Source organism: Streptococcus sp. 27098_8_51, from assembly GCF_041432205.1.
In the GTDB taxonomy this organism is placed as follows: domain Bacteria; phylum Bacillota; class Bacilli; order Lactobacillales; family Streptococcaceae; genus Streptococcus.
On the sequence record NZ_JAPVZE010000002.1, the window covers coordinates 1 to 17,447 of the forward strand.

12 protein-coding genes and 9 tRNA genes are annotated in these 17,447 nt (G+C 43.4%); 17 read left to right on the plus strand and 4 right to left on the minus strand.

Translation table 11 applies throughout. The features are described from left to right. Nucleotides 1-28 precede the first annotated feature (28 nt). From O3622_RS02050 to O3622_RS02125, 16 genes are all read left to right on the plus strand, one after another. Nucleotides 29-101: transfer RNA gene (locus O3622_RS02050), tRNA-Val, on the plus strand. A gap of 2 nt (nucleotides 102-103) precedes the next feature. Next, nucleotides 104-176: transfer RNA gene (locus O3622_RS02055), tRNA-Asp, on the plus strand. A gap of 24 nt (nucleotides 177-200) precedes the next feature. Then, a tRNA-Lys gene (locus O3622_RS02060) sits at nucleotides 201-273 on the plus strand. A 5-nt stretch (nucleotides 274-278) separates the two neighbouring features. Further along, nucleotides 279-360 (plus strand) — tRNA-Leu (locus O3622_RS02065). A 12-nt stretch (nucleotides 361-372) separates the two neighbouring features. Beyond that, nucleotides 373-445 (plus strand) — tRNA-Thr (locus O3622_RS02070). Nucleotides 446-472: 27 nt separating this feature from the next. After that, nucleotides 473-544 (plus strand) — tRNA-Gly (locus O3622_RS02075). Between the two features lie 7 nt (nucleotides 545-551). Then, nucleotides 552-637 (plus strand) — tRNA-Leu (locus O3622_RS02080). Nucleotides 638-648: 11 nt separating this feature from the next. Then, nucleotides 649-722, plus strand: a tRNA-Arg gene (locus O3622_RS02085). Between the two features lie 15 nt (nucleotides 723-737). Next, nucleotides 738-811 (plus strand) — tRNA-Pro (locus O3622_RS02090). A gap of 176 nt (nucleotides 812-987) precedes the next feature. After that, complete coding sequence (locus O3622_RS02095; RefSeq protein WP_371606950.1) at nucleotides 988-5,379, plus strand: PolC-type DNA polymerase III; 4,392 nt, start codon at nucleotides 988-990, stop codon at nucleotides 5,377-5,379. Nucleotides 5,380-5,398: 19 nt separating this feature from the next. After that, the gene (locus O3622_RS02100; protein WP_000778898.1) at nucleotides 5,399-5,551 is read left to right on the plus strand and encodes a hypothetical protein; all 153 of its coding nucleotides are present in this window, start codon (nucleotides 5,399-5,401) and stop codon (nucleotides 5,549-5,551) included. A 21-nt stretch (nucleotides 5,552-5,572) separates the two neighbouring features. Next, nucleotides 5,573-6,814 carry an aminopeptidase gene (locus O3622_RS02105; RefSeq protein ID WP_371606951.1) on the plus strand — a complete coding sequence of 414 codons (1,242 nt, stop codon included), beginning with the start codon at nucleotides 5,573-5,575 and terminating at the stop codon, nucleotides 6,812-6,814. Nucleotides 6,815-6,823: 9 nt separating this feature from the next. Next, a complete protein-coding gene (locus O3622_RS02110; protein ID WP_000901578.1) occupies nucleotides 6,824-7,054 on the plus strand; it encodes a GlsB/YeaQ/YmgE family stress response membrane protein in 231 nt (76 codons plus the stop codon). Nucleotides 7,055-7,286: 232 nt separating this feature from the next. Next, nucleotides 7,287-8,009 (plus strand): pseudouridine synthase, encoded by a 723-nt coding sequence (locus O3622_RS02115; protein ID WP_247941208.1) that lies wholly within the window; start codon nucleotides 7,287-7,289, stop codon nucleotides 8,007-8,009. A 110-nt stretch (nucleotides 8,010-8,119) separates the two neighbouring features. Next, the gene (gene pepC / locus O3622_RS02120) at nucleotides 8,120-9,454 is read left to right on the plus strand and encodes an aminopeptidase C (protein WP_371606952.1); all 1,335 of its coding nucleotides are present in this window, start codon (nucleotides 8,120-8,122) and stop codon (nucleotides 9,452-9,454) included. 165 nt (nucleotides 9,455-9,619) lie between these two features. After that, nucleotides 9,620-11,848 carry an HAD-IC family P-type ATPase gene (locus O3622_RS02125; protein ID WP_033605604.1) on the plus strand — a complete coding sequence of 743 codons (2,229 nt, stop codon included), beginning with the start codon at nucleotides 9,620-9,622 and terminating at the stop codon, nucleotides 11,846-11,848. Between the two features lie 59 nt (nucleotides 11,849-11,907). Here the strand turns inward: O3622_RS02125 and O3622_RS02130 are convergent, their stop codons facing one another. From O3622_RS02130 to O3622_RS02145, 4 genes are all read right to left on the minus strand, one after another. Beyond that, complete coding sequence (locus O3622_RS02130; RefSeq protein WP_000818322.1) at nucleotides 11,908-12,819, minus strand: PTS system mannose/fructose/sorbose family transporter subunit IID; 912 nt, start codon at nucleotides 12,817-12,819, stop codon at nucleotides 11,908-11,910. A gap of 14 nt (nucleotides 12,820-12,833) precedes the next feature. Continuing rightward, nucleotides 12,834-13,646: a PTS mannose/fructose/sorbose transporter subunit IIC gene (locus O3622_RS02135; RefSeq protein ID WP_049479446.1), complete on the minus strand. Its 813-nt coding sequence runs from the start codon at nucleotides 13,644-13,646 to the stop codon at nucleotides 12,834-12,836. A gap of 75 nt (nucleotides 13,647-13,721) precedes the next feature. Further along, nucleotides 13,722-14,711 (minus strand): PTS sugar transporter subunit IIB, encoded by a 990-nt coding sequence (locus tag O3622_RS02140; RefSeq protein ID WP_020901963.1) that lies wholly within the window; start codon nucleotides 14,709-14,711, stop codon nucleotides 13,722-13,724. 282 nt (nucleotides 14,712-14,993) lie between these two features. After that, nucleotides 14,994-15,806, minus strand: a complete 813-nt coding sequence (locus O3622_RS02145) for a Cof-type HAD-IIB family hydrolase (protein ID WP_000162335.1) — start codon at nucleotides 15,804-15,806, stop codon at nucleotides 14,994-14,996. Between the two features lie 187 nt (nucleotides 15,807-15,993). Here O3622_RS02145 and O3622_RS02150 point away from each other — a divergent pair, with 187 nt between their 5' ends. Next, nucleotides 15,994-17,412, plus strand: a complete 1,419-nt coding sequence (locus O3622_RS02150) for an NCS2 family permease (RefSeq protein WP_000359242.1) — start codon at nucleotides 15,994-15,996, stop codon at nucleotides 17,410-17,412. The last annotated feature ends 35 nt before the right edge of the window (nucleotides 17,413-17,447 follow it).

Sequence of the window (17,447 nt, forward strand, 5' to 3'; positions counted from 1 at the left end):
GAATAGGAAGTTTAGAGACTTCCTTTTTGGGAGTTTAGCTCAGCTGGGAGAGCATCTGCCTTACAAGCAGAGGGTCAGCGGTTCGATCCCGTTAACTCCCATAGGTCCCGTAGTGTAGCGGTTATCACGTCGCCCTGTCACGGCGAAGATCGCGGGTTCGATTCCCGTCGGGACCGTTTAAGATAACGGAAGTTATTTTAGACTCGTTAGCTCAGTTGGTAGAGCAATTGACTTTTAATCAATGGGTCACTGGTTCGAGCCCAGTACGGGTCATATTTGCGGGTTTGGCGGAATTGGCAGACGCACCAGATTTAGGATCTGGCGCTTAACGGCGTGGGGGTTCAAGTCCCTTAACCCGCATAATAGAAAGTAGCCGGCTTAGCTCAGTTGGTAGAGCATCTGATTTGTAATCAGAGGGTCGCGTGTTCAAGTCATGTAGCCGGCATTTTTTTATATAGAATAAGAGGTCGATGCGAACGTAGTTCAGTGGTAGAACACCACCTTGCCAAGGTGGGGGTCGCGGGTTCGAATCCCGTCGTTCGCTTAGAGAGGCCGGGGTGGCGGAACTGGCAGACGCACAGGACTTAAAATCCTGCGATTGGTAACGATCGTACCGGTTCGATTCCGGTCCTCGGCATATAATGATGAGCACCCTTAGCTCAACTGGATAGAGTACCTGACTACGAATCAGGCGGTTAGAGGTTCGACTCCTCTAGGGTGCATTTTTTTATTTAACACGGGAAGTAGCTCAGCTTGGTAGAGTACTTGGTTTGGGACCAAGGTGTCGCAGGTTCGAATCCTGTCTTCCCGATTGATTACAAGGATACTTAAGGGTATCTTTTTTTTATTTACTTAGGAGATTCTGAGAGTCTTCTTTTTTCTTTATGGAACAAATTTGTGTAAACTAGCAGTGCTTAAGGAATGGTACTAGTCATATATTTTCTTTAATTATGGTAAAATAGTAAGAGAATAATGTGAGGAAAATGAATGTCAAGTAAGTTTGAAATTTTAATGAATCAATTGGGAATCTCTGATCAATTGAAACGGGATCCTGCTCTTGTTGATGCAAGAATTGAGCGTGTTGTGGTTCATAAAATTAGTAAGATTTGGGAATTTCATTTTGTATTTTCTAATATTTTACCGATTGAAATCTTTTTGGAGTTAAAGAAAGGGCTTTGTGAAGAATTTTCTAAGACAGGGAATCGAGCTGTTTTTGAAATCAAGACTCTTTCTCAAGAATTCTCTAATGAACTCTTGCATGCCTACTATAGAGAGGCTTTTTCTGAAGGTCCATGTGCAAGTCAGGGGTTTAAATCTCTTTACCAGAATTTAAATGTTCGTGCGGAAGGAAATCAACTCATTATTGAAGGTTCAGAGGCGATTGATAAGGAGCACTTTAAGAAGAATCATCTTCCTAATTTGGCAAAGCAACTCGAAAAGTTTGGTTTTCCAGCTTTTGTATGCCAAATAGAAAAGAATGATGCTCTTACACAAGAGCAGGAGGAAGCCTTCCATACGGAGAATGAACAGATTGTTCAAGCTGCCAATGAGGAAGCGCTTCGAGCTATGGAGCAACTGGAACAAATGGCTCCTCCTCCAGTAGAAGAGAAGCCAGCCTTTGATTTTCAGGCTAAAAAGGCTATGGCCAAGCCTAAACTAGATAAGGCTGAAGTTACTCAGATGATTGACGTGACGACTGAGGAAAATCGCCTGGTCTTTGAAGGGGTCGTTTTTGATGTGGAGCATAAGGTGACCAGAACTGGTCGCGTTTTGATCAACTTTAAAATGACAGACTACACTTCAAGTTTTTCAATGCAAAAATGGGTTAAGAATGAAGAAGAGGCTCAGAAGTTTGACATCATTAAGAAGAATTCTTGGCTTCGAGTTCGTGGGAATGTGGAGATGAATAACTTCACACGTGATTTGACCATGAACGTGCAGGATGTGCAGGAAGTTGTTCACTATGAGCGGAAGGATTTGATGCCAGAAGGTGAGCGTCGGGTTGAGTTTCATGCTCATACAAATATGTCGACTATGGATGCTCTACCAGAGGTAGAGGAGATCGTTGAGACAGCTGCTAAGTGGGGACACAAGGCGGTTGCCATTACGGACCATGGAAATGTTCAATCTTTCCCACACGGCTATAAGGCGGCCAAGAAAGCTGGAATCCAGCTGATCTATGGAATGGAAGCCAATATTGTGGAGGACCGTGTTCCAATCGTTTATAACGAAGTGGAGATGGACTTGTCAGAAGCGACCTACGTGGTTTTTGACGTGGAAACGACGGGACTTTCAGCTATCTATAATGATTTGATTCAGGTTGCGGCCTCTAAGATGTACAAGGGGAATGTTATTGCCGAATTTGATGAATTTATCAATCCCGGGCATCCATTATCAGCCTTTACTACTGAGTTGACAGGAATTACAGATGATCATGTCAAAAATGCTAAACCACTGGAACAAGTTTTGCAAGAATTCCAAGAATTTTGCAAGGATACAGTCTTAGTTGCTCACAATGCTACCTTTGACGTTGGCTTTATGAATGCCAACTATGAGCGTCATGGTCTGCCTAAGATTAGCCAGCCAGTTATCGATACGCTGGAGTTTGCTAGAAACCTCTATCCTGAGTATAAACGTCATGGTTTGGGACCTTTGACCAAGCGTTTTGGTGTAGCACTTGAACACCACCACATGGCTAATTACGATGCGGAAGCTACTGGTCGTCTGCTTTTCATCTTTATCAAAGAGGTAGCAGAAAAACATGGTGTGACCGATCTGGCTAGACTCAATATTGATCTAATCAGTCCAGATTCTTATAAAAAAGCTCGGATTAAACATGCGACCATTTATGTCAAGAATCAAGTTGGTTTAAAAAATATTTTTAAGCTGGTTTCTTTGTCTAACACCAAGTATTTTGAAGGGGTGCCACGGATTCCGAGAACGGTTCTAGACGCCCATCGGGAGGGCTTGATTTTGGGGTCGGCTTGCTCGGAAGGCGAAGTTTTTGACGCAGTTGTTTCCCAAGGTGTGGATGCGGCGGTTGAGGTGGCCAAGTATTATGACTTTATCGAAGTCATGCCACCAGCTATCTATGCTCCCTTGATTGCTAAAGAGCAGGTCAAGGATATGGAGGAACTCCAGACTATTATCAAGAGTTTGATAGAGGTTGGGGACCGTCTTGGCAAGCCTGTTCTAGCTACGGGAAATGTCCACTATATCGAACCGGAAGAAGAGATTTACCGTGAAATTATTGTCCGTAGTTTGGGTCAGGGGGCTATGATTAACCGAACCATCGGTCATGGTGAACATGCCCAACCAGCTCCTTTGCCAAAGGCTCATTTTCGAACAACTAATGAGATGTTGGATGAATTTGCTTTCTTGGGAGAGGAGCTAGCACACAGGCTAGTTATTAAAAATACCAATGCCTTGGCAGATATCTTTGAACCTGTTGAGGTTGTTAAGGGTGACTTGTACACGCCTTTCATCGACAAGGCGGAAGAAACGGTCGCCGAGCTGACCTACAAGAAAGCTTTTGAGATTTATGGAAATCCGCTGCCAGATATCGTTGATTTACGGATTGAAAAAGAATTAACTTCCATTCTGGGGAATGGATTTGCCGTGATTTATCTGGCATCGCAGATGCTGGTGCAACGTTCCAATGAACGGGGCTATTTGGTGGGTTCTCGTGGATCTGTCGGTTCTAGTTTTGTTGCGACCATGATTGGGATTACGGAGGTTAACCCTCTCTCTCCTCATTATGTTTGTGGTCAGTGTCAGTATAGTGAGTTTATCACGGATGGTTCTTACGGTTCAGGGTTTGATATGCCCAATAAGGATTGTCCAAACTGTGGTCATAAACTTAGCAAAAATGGACAGGATATTCCTTTCGAGACCTTCCTTGGTTTTGATGGAGATAAAGTTCCCGATATTGACTTGAACTTTTCGGGAGAAGACCAGCCTAGCGCCCACTTGGATGTGCGTGATATCTTTGGTGAGGAATATGCCTTCCGTGCAGGAACGGTTGGTACGGTGGCTGCCAAGACTGCCTATGGATTTGTAAAGGGCTACGAGAGAGACTATGGGAAGTTTTATCGTGATGCAGAGGTGGAACGCCTTGCTCAAGGTGCAGCTGGTGTCAAGCGCACAACGGGACAACACCCGGGGGGAATTGTTGTTATTCCTAACTACATGGATGTTTACGACTTTACGCCTGTTCAGTATCCAGCAGATGACGTGACGGCTGAATGGCAGACGACTCACTTTAACTTCCACGATATCGATGAGAACGTCCTCAAACTTGATGTGCTGGGACATGATGATCCGACCATGATTCGGAAACTGCAGGACTTGTCTGGGATTGATCCTAATGAAATTCCTATGGATGATGAAGGCGTGATGGCCCTCTTTTCAGGAACTGATGTTCTTGGGGTGACTCCTGAGCAAATCGGTACACCGACGGGGATGCTGGGGATTCCAGAGTTTGGAACCAACTTTGTACGTGGGATGGTAGACGAGACGCATCCGACGACTTTTGCAGAGTTGCTTCAGCTCTCAGGTCTATCCCACGGTACCGATGTGTGGTTGGGAAATGCCCAGGATTTGATCAAGCAAGGGATTGCGGACCTATCAACCGTTATCGGTTGTCGGGACGACATCATGGTTTACCTCATGCATGCGGGTCTCGAGCCTAAGATGGCCTTTACCATCATGGAACGGGTACGTAAGGGCTTGTGGCTGAAGATTTCAGAAGAAGAGCGAAATGGCTATATCGAAGCCATGAAGGCTAATAAGGTGCCAGAGTGGTATATCGAATCCTGTGGAAAAATCAAGTATATGTTCCCTAAGGCCCATGCGGCAGCCTACGTTATGATGGCCTTGCGTGTGGCCTACTTCAAGGTTCACCATCCCATTTATTATTACTGTGCTTACTTCTCAATCCGTGCTAAGGCCTTTGATATCAAGACTATGGGTGCCGGCTTGGATGCTATCAAGCGTAGAATGGAAGAAATCGCTGAAAAACGGAAGAATAATGAAGCCTCTAATGTGGAGATTGACCTCTATACAACTCTTGAGATTGTCAATGAAATGTGGGAACGTGGCTTTAAGTTTGGCAAGTTAGATCTCTATCGTAGTGATGCGACTGAATTCATCATCGACGGAGATACTCTTATCCCACCATTTGTAGCAATGGATGGTCTGGGAGAAAACGTTGCCAAGCAACTGGTACGAGCGCGTGAAGAGGGCGAATTCCTCTCTAAGACAGAACTCCGCAAGCGTGGCGGACTGTCATCTACCTTGGTTGAAAAGATGGATGAAATGGGGATTCTCGGCAATATGCCAGAGGATAACCAGTTGAGTTTGTTTGATGAGTTTTTCTAAAATATAGAAAGAGGTTTTTATGAAACTTACCATTTCCGCTCAGGATAAGCCAGCGCAAAAGGTGTTTGATTACCAGCTGGATCTTGACCCTGATACGATTTTGAAAATGACCGCTTTGATTTGTGGTACTGTGGCAGCAGTTAGCCTGCTGTCCTTGTTTAAAGAGAAATAACAAAAGAAAAGGAAAAACAAAATGGTTTTACCAAATTTTAAAGAAAATCTAGAAAAATATGCGAAATTGTTGGTTGCGAATGGAATTAACGTGCAACCTGGTCACACCTTGACCCTTTCCATCGATGTGGAGCAACGTGAGTTGGCGCATTTGATCGTGAAAGAAGCCTATGCCTTGGGTGCGCATGAGGTCATCGTTCAGTGGACAGATGATGTGATCAACCGTGAGAAATTCCTCCACGCGCCGATAGAGCGTCTGAACAATGTGCCAGAATACAAGATTGCTGAGATGAACTACCTCTTGGAAAACAAGGCTAGTCGTCTTGGTGTCCGTTCTTCTGACCCAGGTGCCTTGAACGGAGTGGATGCTGACAAGCTTTCAGCTTCTGCCAAAGCTATGGGACTTGCCATGAAGCCAATGCGTATCGCAACGCAATCCAACAAGGTTAGCTGGACTGTAGCAGCTGCAGCAGGGCTTGAGTGGGCTAAGAAGGTCTTTCCAAATGCTGCGAGCGATGAAGAAGCAGTGGACCTCCTTTGGGATCAAATCTTCAAAACTTGCCGTGTCTACGAAGAAGATCCAGTTAAGGCTTGGGAAGAACATGCAGCAATCCTTAAGAGCAAGGCGGAAATGCTTAATAAAGAACAATTTTCAGCCCTTCACTACACAGCTCCAGGGACAGATTTGATACTTGGCTTGCCAAAGAACCACGTTTGGGAATCAGCTGGTGCTATCAATGCACAGGGAGAAGGATTCTTGCCAAATATGCCGACAGAAGAAGTCTTTACGGCTCCTGACTTCCGTCGTGCAGATGGCTATGTAACCTCTACAAAACCACTTAGCTATAACGGAAATATCATCGAAGGCATTAAAGTAACCTTCAAGGATGGACAAATCGTTGACATTACTGCTGAAAAGGGTGATCAGGTCATGAAAGACCTTGTCTTTGAAAATGCAGGTGCTCGTGCCTTGGGGGAATGTGCCTTGGTACCAGATCCAAGCCCAATTTCTCAGTCAGGCATTACCTTCTTCAACACCCTTTTCGATGAGAATGCTTCAAACCACTTGGCTATCGGTGCAGCCTATGCGACTAGCGTTGTTGGTGGGGCAGAGATGAGCGAAGAAGAGCTTGAAGCTGCAGGACTGAACCGTTCAGATGTTCACGTGGACTTTATGATTGGTTCGAGTCAAATGGATATCGATGGTATCCGTGAGGATGGAACACGCGTACCACTCTTCCGTAATGGAGACTGGGCAATTTAAGGAGAAGCTATGCTTGGAAGTATGTTTGTTGGTCTCCTAGTGGGACTCTTGGCAGGTGCTTTAACCAATCGCGGAGAAAGCATGGGATGCTTTGGGAAAATGTTTCTCGGCTGGATTGGTGCTTCTTTGGGGCACCTGCTCTTTGGGACTTGGGGTCCAAACCTAGCGGGGATAGCTATTGTTCCAGCTGTTTTAGGTGCTATGGTTGTCTTAGCTATTTTCTGGAGACGAGGAAGTTAATTTCTTAAATCTGATACTCAATGAAAATCAAAGAGTAAACTAGGAAACTAGCCGCAGGCTGCTCAAAGCACTGCTTTGCGGTTATAGATAGAACTGACGAAGTCAGCTCAAAACACTGTTTTGAGGTTGCAGATGGAAGTTGACGCGGTTTGAAGAGATTTTTGAAGAGTATGAAAAGAAAAGGAGGTTGGTCATTGTACCAGCCTCCTTTTGAGTATGATATAATAGTTTTATGAGATTAGATAAATTTTTAGTTGCATGCGCTGTGGGAAGTCGGACGGAGGTCAAAAACTTGCTCAAGGCTGGACGCGTGACGGTCAATGGCAAGAAAGAAAAATCAGCAAAATTGCAAATAAATGAAGAAAAAGACGAAATTCGCTTTGATGGCCAAGTGCTAGAGTATGAAGAGTTTGTCTACTACATGATGAACAAGCCCCAAGGAGTTATTTCAGCGACTGAGGATTCTATACATAGAACGGTGTTGGACTTGTTGGATGATATTGCTCGGACCAAGGAAGTTTTCCCAGTAGGGCGCTTGGATATTGACACGCATGGTCTCCTACTCTTGACCAATGACGGCAAACTAGCTCACGCTCTTCTTTCACCCAAACGTCATGTGGATAAGACCTATCTGGCACAAGTCGAGGGAATTATGACCCAAGAAGATGTGGAGACATTTGCCAAGGGCATTCCGCTCAAGGACTTTACCTGCCAGCCAGCTAAGCTGGAGATTGTGTCGTTAGATTCAGTAAAGAATCAAAGTCTGGTTCGTGTGACCATTGCTGAAGGGAAATTCCATCAGGTCAAACGAATGGTGGCCTACTGTGGCAAGGAAGTGGTGGATCTACAACGTTTGACGATGGGAACTTTAGCCTTGGATGAGAACTTAGGACAAGGAGAATGGCGTCGTTTGACCAAGGAGGAGTTAGAAAATCTCCTTGCTAGTATTGCTTAGTTTGGATTATGTTAGAAAAGGTGAGGAGAATGTCCTTGCCTTTTTAAGTTTTTCGGTTGCTTCCTTTGTGAAAAGAGTTATAATAGACAGTAGAATAAAAGGAGGAATCTATGAACGCGATTCAAGAATCATTTACAGATAAACTATTTGCCAACTATGAAGCAAATGTCAAGTACCAAGCCATTGAAAATGCTGCCAGCCATAACGGAATTTTTGCAGCCCTGGAACGTCGTCAAAGCCATGTAGACAATACACCTGTTTTCTCGCTTGATTTGACCAAGGACAAGGTTACTAACCAGAAAGCGTCTGGTCGTTGCTGGATGTTTGCAGCTCTCAACACCTTCCGCCACAAACTCATCTCTCAATACAAACTGGAAAACTTTGAGTTGTCACAAGCCCACACATTCTTCTGGGACAAGTACGAGAAATCCAACTGGTTCTTGGAGCAAGTGATTGCGACTGCAGACCAAGACTTGACGAGCCGCAAGGTTAGCTTCCTACTCCAAACTCCACAACAAGATGGTGGTCAATGGGATATGGTCGTTGCCCTCTTTGAAAAATATGGTGTCGTTCCTAAGTCAGTTTACCCTGAGTCTGTTTCATCTAGTAATAGCCGTGAGCTCAATGCAATTCTTAACAAATTGCTTCGCCAAGATGCCCAAATCTTGCGTGACTTGCTCGCTTCTGGTGCTGACCAAGCGACTGTTCAAGCTAAGAAAGAAGACCTCTTGCAAGAAATCTTTAACTTCCTTGCTATGTCACTAGGTCTTCCACCGCGTAAATTTGACTTTGCTTATCGCGATAAGGATGATAACTACCAAAGCGAAAAGGGTATCACGCCACAAGAGTTTTACAAGAAATATGTCAATCTTCCTCTAGAAGACTACGTTTCTGTTATCAATGCTCCAACTGCTGACAAGCCTTACGGTAAATCTTACACAGTTGAGATGTTGGGAAATGTGGTTGGTAGCCGTGCAGTTCGTTACATCAACGTACCGATGGAGCGCTTAAAAGAATTGGCGATTGCCCAAATGCAAACAGGAGAAACTGTTTGGTTTGGTTCAGATGTCGGCCAGCTCAGCAACCGCAAAGCTGGAATCCTTGCGACTGATGTTTATGACTTTGAATCAAGCATGGATATTCAACTCACTCAAGACAAGGCTGGACGTTTGGACTACAGTGAAAGTTTGATGACCCACGCCATGGTCTTGACAGGTGTGGACTTGGACGAAAATGGCAAGTCAACCAAGTGGAAAGTTGAAAACTCATGGGGAGACAAGGTCGGTACAGATGGTTACTTTGTTGCCTCAGACGCTTGGATGGACGAATACACTTACCAAATCGTTGTTCGCAAAGAATTATTGACAGCAGAAGAACAAGCTGCTTATGAAGCAGAACCAATCGTGTTAGCACCATGGGATCCAATGGGAGCCTTGGCAGAATAAAGCTTAAAGAAAAGAGGTTAGGGAAATCCTAGCTTCTTTTTTAAGTCCTTCTTAAAGTGATGATGGATGATGTTTGCCAAGGGAGTTCTTCTTATTTTGAGTCTTTAAGTGACAGAGAAAAAGATATGTGTTACTATAGTAGTACAAAAGGATATTGGAGTAGAAATGAAGTATTTAAGCAGTCAAGACATCAAGGATCGTCAACGAAATATCAGCGACATTAAACCTTACAAAACAACTAAGGAAATTGTCGTTTCAAATATTTTTACCTTTTTTAATGCTATGAACTTGGCTCTGGCAGTTCTGGTAGCCACAACCTTGCGATTTGAGAACATGCTCTTTTTAGGTGTGATTGCTATCAATACAGCTATCGGGATTTTCCAAGAAGTGCGTTCAAAAAATGCTTTGGAAAAGCTAAGTTTGCTTGGTAAAAGTAAGTACAAGGTCAATCGAGATGGTCAAACGATCGAGATTGATCCAGAAGACATCGTTCTGGGGGAATATCTGCATCTCAATCTGGGAGATCAGGTACCTGTCGATGCAGAAGTGCTTGAAGGAACGATCGAAGTGGATGAGTCCTTGCTGACTGGTGAGAGTGATTCAGTCTTTAAAACAGCAGGTGACAAGCTGATGAGCGGAAGCAATGTCGTTAGCGGTACTTGTCTGGTCACGGCGACGGCGGTCGGACCCGATAGTTATATCAACAAACTCGCAAAATCCAGCAAGGAATTCAAAAAATACCCTTCTCAACTACGCGATTACATGGATAAGATTTTAAAAATCGTCTCGATCTTGCTGGTGCCAGTTGCCATTCTGCTCTATGTCAGAGGTTTTAGTCTAGGACGGTCTTATGTTGAAATTGTTTTAGGAAGTTCAGGTGCCTTGGTCGGCATGATTCCAGAGGGTTTGATTCTCTTGGTTAGTGTGTCCCTAGCAGTAGCAGCCATGAAGCTGGCTAAAAAGAAGGTTCTGGTACAGGAGCTATACTGTGTAGAGACCTTGGCGCGAGTAGATATTCTTTGTTTTGATAAGACGGGAACTATCACGACGGGGAATATGAAGGTCCAAGAAATGGATGCTAATGTAGCAGAGAAACTATCTTCTTATTTGGCTTATTTCGAAGATGAAAATGCAACTTCCCGAGCTCTGAAGACTTACTTAACCTGTGAGAAAAAGTGGGAAGTTCAAGAAGTCGGTGCATTTTCAAGTAAAAATAAGTATTCCTTTGTCCAAGTAAAAGAGGGTGGGACCTATTTCTTCGGAGCCTATGAGTTTCTAGGCTTTACCCAGCCGATGGATGCCTACTATGAACATCTAAAACAGCAAGGTTTTCGAATCTTAACACTCGCTCATAGCAGGGACCAGATTACGAGTCCAGCTAATGTGGAACTACTAGGCCACGTCGTTTTGTCAGATGAGATTAAGGACAATACCAAGGAAACCTTTGACTATTTCGAATCTCAAGGTGTTGAAGTGAAGATTATCAGTGGTGATAATCATGTGGCTGTATATGGGGTGGCTCGTAAGGCAGGTTTTAAGGAAGAAGCCCGTGCGATTGATATGACCAAGGTGAGTGATGACGACTTTGAAAGAGTGGTCTTGGAACACGAAATATTTGGACGTGTGACACCTGAACAGAAGCAAAAGATGGTATCTATTTTGCAAAATGCTGGTAAAACAGTTGCCATGAGCGGTGACGGGGTCAATGATGTTCTGGCTCTCAAGAAAGCAGATATCAGCTTTGCCATGAAGGGGGCTACGAGTGCAGCCAAAAGTGTATCCAATATTGTTTTTCTCACTGATGACTTTGCAGTATTTTATGATATCTTGATGGAAGGACGCCGGGTCATCAATAACATCCAAAAGGTAGCCTCTCTTTTTCTAACAAAGACCTTCTTCTCCATCGTTTTTGCCATTTTGAGTGTGGTATTTGGTTTGGAATTTGCCTTTATCCCCATTCAGTTTACAATCATTTCAGCCATTACGATTGGGATTCCATCCTTCTTCCTGACTTTTGAGTCCAATAAAGAAAAGGTTAGCACTCACTTTATGAGAGATATCCTAACCAACGCGGCGATTGGTGGTGGCGTTCTGGTTGCTAGTGTTCTTTTGACCAATTTCTTTATCACTGTCCCAGGTCAGGTCAAATTTATTTGCTTCCTCCTTGCCCTGATCAATGGTCTGTGTCTAGTTGCCAAGGTCAGCTTGCCTTTTAATCGATACAAGATGCTTTTGCTCACGTTTTTGAGCCTTGCAGCCCTTGTTGGTGTACTTGCCAATACTTTTATCCTACAGGGAGCTTTTGTGCCTTTAGAAGCCAAACAGCTACTCTATGTTGCCATACTAGCAGTGGTGATTGGGTGCTTTCATTATCTTACTAGGAGAAAAAGTTGATACATAAAAAGAATCAGGTTTAATCCTGATTCTTTTTTGTTTATATATTCTCACCGAGATTACATGATACCGAAGAAACGAGCTGCGATACCAACTGCAAAGAGGGCAAGGATGATTGTGATTGGAGATACTTTTTTCTTAAGCAACCACATGCAAAGGAAAGTAAGGAGAAGTCCCATCAATCCTGGAATCAATGAGTCCAACTGACCTTGAAGCGTTTGTGGTTGAACTCTATCTAGGCTCATACCACTAAGCGCTTGACCAAGAATGCCCTTCAACTCAGCTCCTGTAACAGGACCTTCTGGGAAGTTGATGTAGGCACCTTCTGACAATTGTTTGCCTGGAAGGTTGATAGTGAAGTTGATGGATACCCAACGTTGTACAAGAACGGCAAGGATGAACATACCAAGGATAGAAGCACCTTTAGTGATGTCTTTCAAGATACCACCAGACATGTCTTTAGTGATCTCAGATCCAGCTTTGTAACCGAACTCTTGTGTGTACCATAGGAAGGCCATACGGATAGCATTCCATCCGAAGAAGAAGAGAAGTGGACCAACAAGGTTACCAGATGCAGCAAGTGATGCACCAAGAGCTCCAAGGATAGGACGAACTGTAAACCAGAATACTGGGTCACCGATACCAGCAAGAGGTCCCATCATACCGATTTTAACCCCTTGGATAGCCGCGTCGTCGATTTCAACACCGTTAGCGCGCTCTTCTTCAAGTGCAAGAGTAACCCCCATGATTGGAGCAGCGACGTATGGGTGAGTGTTGAAGAATTCAAGGTGGCGCTCAAGAGCAGCCGCTTGGTCTTCTTTTTTAGTGTACAATTTTTTGATAGCTGGGATCAATGAGTAAGCCCAACCCAAGTTTTGCATACGTTCGTAGTTCCAAGAACCTTGAAGGAATTGTGAACGCCACCAAACTTTTTGACGATCTGATTTTGATAATTGAATTTTTTCAGCCATGATTGTTCCCCTTTCTAGTAGTCTTCTAGGATATCACCGATTGGGTCGTTAGAAGTTGCAGCTCCGCCGCCACCGTTTCCACCTTGTTTTGTAAGGTTAAGGTAGATGAAGGCAAGGGCAACACCGATGACACCAAGGGCAATCAAAGTCAATTGAGAGATTGCTGCAAGAGCAAAACCGATTGCGAAGAATGGCCATACTTCACGAGTTGCCATCATGTTGATAACCATAGCGTAACCAACGGCAACGACCATAGCACCACCGACAGCCATACCACCATTCAACCATTCTGGCATCAAACCAAGAGCATCTTGAACAGCAGAAGCTGGGATAGCGATAAGGAAGGCAGCAGGGATTGCAATACGAAGACCTTGAAGAAGAAGTGCAACAAAGTGAGCACGCTCAACAGCTGCAATGTTTCCGTCTTTAGCAGCAGCATCAGCTGAGTGAACTAAGGCAACTGAGATTGTACGAACAATCATTGTCAAGAAAAGTCCAGCTACAGCAAGAGGGATAGCTGTTGCCGTTGCAACGGCGATACCATCAGTAGTAAAGTTACCACCTTTGATCAAGATGATTGCTGCAGCAACAGATGCAAGAGCAGCGTCAGGAGCTACGGCAGCTCCGATGTTTGCCCAACCAAGGGCGATCATTTGAAGAGATCCACCAAGCATAACCCCTGCTTCGAGGTTACCAGTTGCAAGTCCGATAAGGGTACATGCGACGATTGGTTGATGGAATTGGAATTGGTCGAGGATACCTTCAAGACCTGCAAGGAAGGCAACAACTACAACCAAGATAGCAGAAATGATTGAAATATCTGACATGGTTTTATTCCTTTTCTATTTAGTTTTAATAAAGTATTTAATCCTGTTTTCAAAAATGATAGAAACAGATTAACATTATTGAACGTTTGCTTTCTTAATCAAGTCAAACAAATCTTTTTTCGTGTCGTTTGGTACTTTACGTACGTCAAATTCAACACCGAGGTCACGCATTTTTTCAAAGGTTGCAACGTCTTCTTTGTCCATAGACAAAACGTTGTTGATCATTGTTTTACCTGTTGAGTGAGCCATAGAACCAACGTTAAGGGTCTTGATTGGCACGCCACCTTCGATAGCACGAAGTGCATCTTGTGGAGTTTCAAACAAGATAAGGGCATGAGTTTCGCCGAAACGTGGGTCTTTTGCAACGTCGATCAATTTCTGGATTGGGACAACGTTAGCTTTTACACCGTTAGGAGCTGCTTGTTTGATCAATTCTTTACGCAACTCGTCGTTTGCAACGTTGTCTGAAGCAACGATGATACGATCTGCTTTTGAATCTGGAGTCCAAGCAGTGGCAACCTGACCGTGAAGGAGACGAGTGTCTAGACGAGCAAGGTTGATTTTCAGTTTACCATCACCGATAACTGTTCCTTCTGGAATAGCAGCTTGGGCAACTGGAGCAGCTGCAGCAGTTGCAACTTCCTCAACTGGGTTAAGCGCTTCTGGAAGAGCCTTGATGCCATCTTTGGCTTCTTTAATGATATTCGCAGCGACTTTATCCACACCTGCATTCGCGTCCATAAGGCGCTCTGTGTAGGCTTGGATCAACATCGGCAAGTTCAGTCCTGTGATGATGGCAAACTTACGTTCTGGATTTTCTCCCATTACGCGGCTAGCTTGGTTGAATGGAGATCCACTCCAAAGGTCAGCCAATACTAGAACCTCATCTTCTGCGTCAAATGCAGCCACAGCGTTGTTGAATTTAGCGTAAAGGTCATCTGGACCTTCATTTGGCATAAAGGTTACAACTTGAACCTTTTCTTGTTCACCAAAGATCATAGATCCTGACTGATGAATACCCGCAGCAAATTCGCCGTGGCTCGCAATAATGATTCCGATACTCATTATTGTCATTCCTCCTTATAAAATGTTTGACTGTATGTTTAAGAAAACTTTAAGCCTAACTTTAAGTATAAACCGTTTTCATATAAAAATCAACTACTTTTTCTAAAAAGATGTAAAAGTTTTCATAAAATGACTTTTTAAAAATATTAATATATCAATAGTTTTGAGAGGTAAGTGAAAATGGCGATAGAAAATTTAATATAAAAATACAGAAAACGAGGTGCTTTTGTGAAAACAGAATGAAAACAAAAAGGAAAGATTGCGACCATGCAATCTTCCCTTTTATAGGAATAAATTTTGTAAAGCGTGGGCAACTCCATCTTCTTCGTTGGTCAGAGGAAGTTGTTCGTCTGCATATGGAAGAAGAGCAGGATTGGCGTTTTTCATAGCATATCCCTTGCCTGCAAATGCCAACATTTCAGTGTCATTATGCTCATCACCAAAGGCGATTAAGTCTTTTTTATCACGATTCATCACATTGAGCAAGTACTCTAGAGCAAATGCCTTGTTTACACCTTTGGGAGTACACTCGAGGATGTTGAGGGGACCACCCCAGGTATTGATAGCTAGTTGGTGCTGATAAAAACGATTCATTTCATCTGCTAAAGCGTATTTGTCTTCAGCCCTTGTTTGCAAGAGAATGCAGTTGGGATCTTTGGTTACTCGTTCGGGTTTGAATTGATTTTCCGGCCGGAAGTTCTCTACGCCAAATAGTTTAGGATCCGCAATCTCTTCATTCGGAGTCGTGATATAGAACTTTTTTCGATATTCTCCTGCAATAAAGTCAGCCTGGATGTCCTCCGTGCGCTTGACCATGTCTAGGAGGTATTTTTTGTCCAAGGTCAAGCACTTTTCATGCTCCCAAGCCTTTCCTGGTAGATGGGTAAGGGAACCATTAAAGTTAATCATGGGAGTATGCAATTCTAGCTCACGATAGAAGTCTTTTGCCATACGATACGGACGGCCTGTCGTGATGATGACATGGTGTCCTTTTTCTGAAATTTTTTTGATCGTCTCTTTGGTGAAATCGGAGAGCTTGCTTTCATTATTTAGCAGGGTTCCGTCCAAATCGACTGCGATAATTTTTTTAGTCATATAAACCTTCCTAGTCGTTTCCAGATAAGATGTCTACTATTATATCAAAAAGAAGGAAGAAAAGCAGATAAGAACAAAAACTACAGTTGCTTTGATTTATTAAATAAATCAAACAAACATATTGAAAAGGTGAATGATAAATGATATAATACTAATATTGTTCGTAAAAAACAAAAGGAGATTAAAGATGGACAAACTATTTAAACTAAAAGAGCACGGGACAGATGTCCGTACAGAGGTGCTTGCTGGTTTAACAACATTCTTTGCAATGAGTTATATTCTCTTTGTAAACCCTCAAATGCTTTCCCAAACGGGTATGCCTGTTCAAGGTGTGTTCTTGGCAACGATTATCGGTTCTGTAGTAGGTACTTTGATGATGGCTTTCTATGCTAATTTGCCGTACGCACAAGCACCAGGTATGGGACTAAATGCCTTCTTTACATTTACAGTTGTATTTGGGATGGGCTATACTTGGAAAGAGGCTCTTGGTATGGTCTTCATTTGTGGAATTATTTCACTGATTATTACCTTAACAAATGTTCGTAAAATGATCATCGAATCTATTCCAACAACACTTCGTTCAGCTATTTCGGCTGGTATTGGTGTTTTCCTTGCCTATGTTGGGATTAAGAATGCCGGTCTCTTGAAATTCTCAATCGATCCAGGTACTTATACGGTAGCAGGTGAAGGAGCGGACAAGGCTCAAGCTGCACTTACTGCAAACTCAGCAGCTGTTCCAGGATTGGTAGACTTCAATACTCCAGCAGTATTGGTGGCTCTTGCAGGTCTGGCTATTACCATCTTCTTTGTTGTTAAAGGCATCAAGGGTGGAATTATTCTTTCTATTTTAACAACGACTGTCCTTGCCATTGCTGTTGGTGTTGTCAAATTATCAGGGATTGACTTTGCTAGCAACAATCTTTCAGCAGCGGTTAATGATTTAGGAACTTTGTTTGGTGCTGCTCTTGGTTCAGAAGGTTTAGGCTCTTTGATTTCAAACACTTCACGTTTACCAGAAACCTTGATGGCTATTCTTGCCTTCTCACTAACGGATATTTTTGATACAATCGGTACTCTTATCGGTACTGGTGAAAAAGTTGGTATCGTTGCGACAAGTGGGGAAAACCATGAGTCAGTTAAATTGGACAAGGCTCTTTACTCTGACTTGGTGGCAACTTCGGTAGGTGCCATTGCAGGTACTTCAAACGTTACGACCTATGTTGAATCTGCGGCTGGTATCGGTGCTGGTGGACGTACTGGTTTGACAGCCCTAGTGGTTGCGATCTGTTTTGCTCTATCTAGCTTCTTTAGCCCACTTCTAGCGATTGTTCCGACAGCTGCAACAGCACCAATTTTGATCATCGTCGGAATCATGATGCTTTCTAACTTGAAAAATATCCCTTGGGATGATATGGCTGAAGCGGTTCCTGCCTTCTTCACATCTATCTTTATGGGATTCAGCTACTCTATCACACAAGGGATTGCTGTTGGTTTCTTGACATATACCTTGACAAAAGTTGTCAAAGGTCAAGCCAAGGATGTGCACGTGATGATTTGGATTTTGGATGCCTTGTTTATCCTTAACTATATCAGTATGGCGCTATAAATGGTATAATAGAAAAAGGGGAGTCTCCCCTTTTT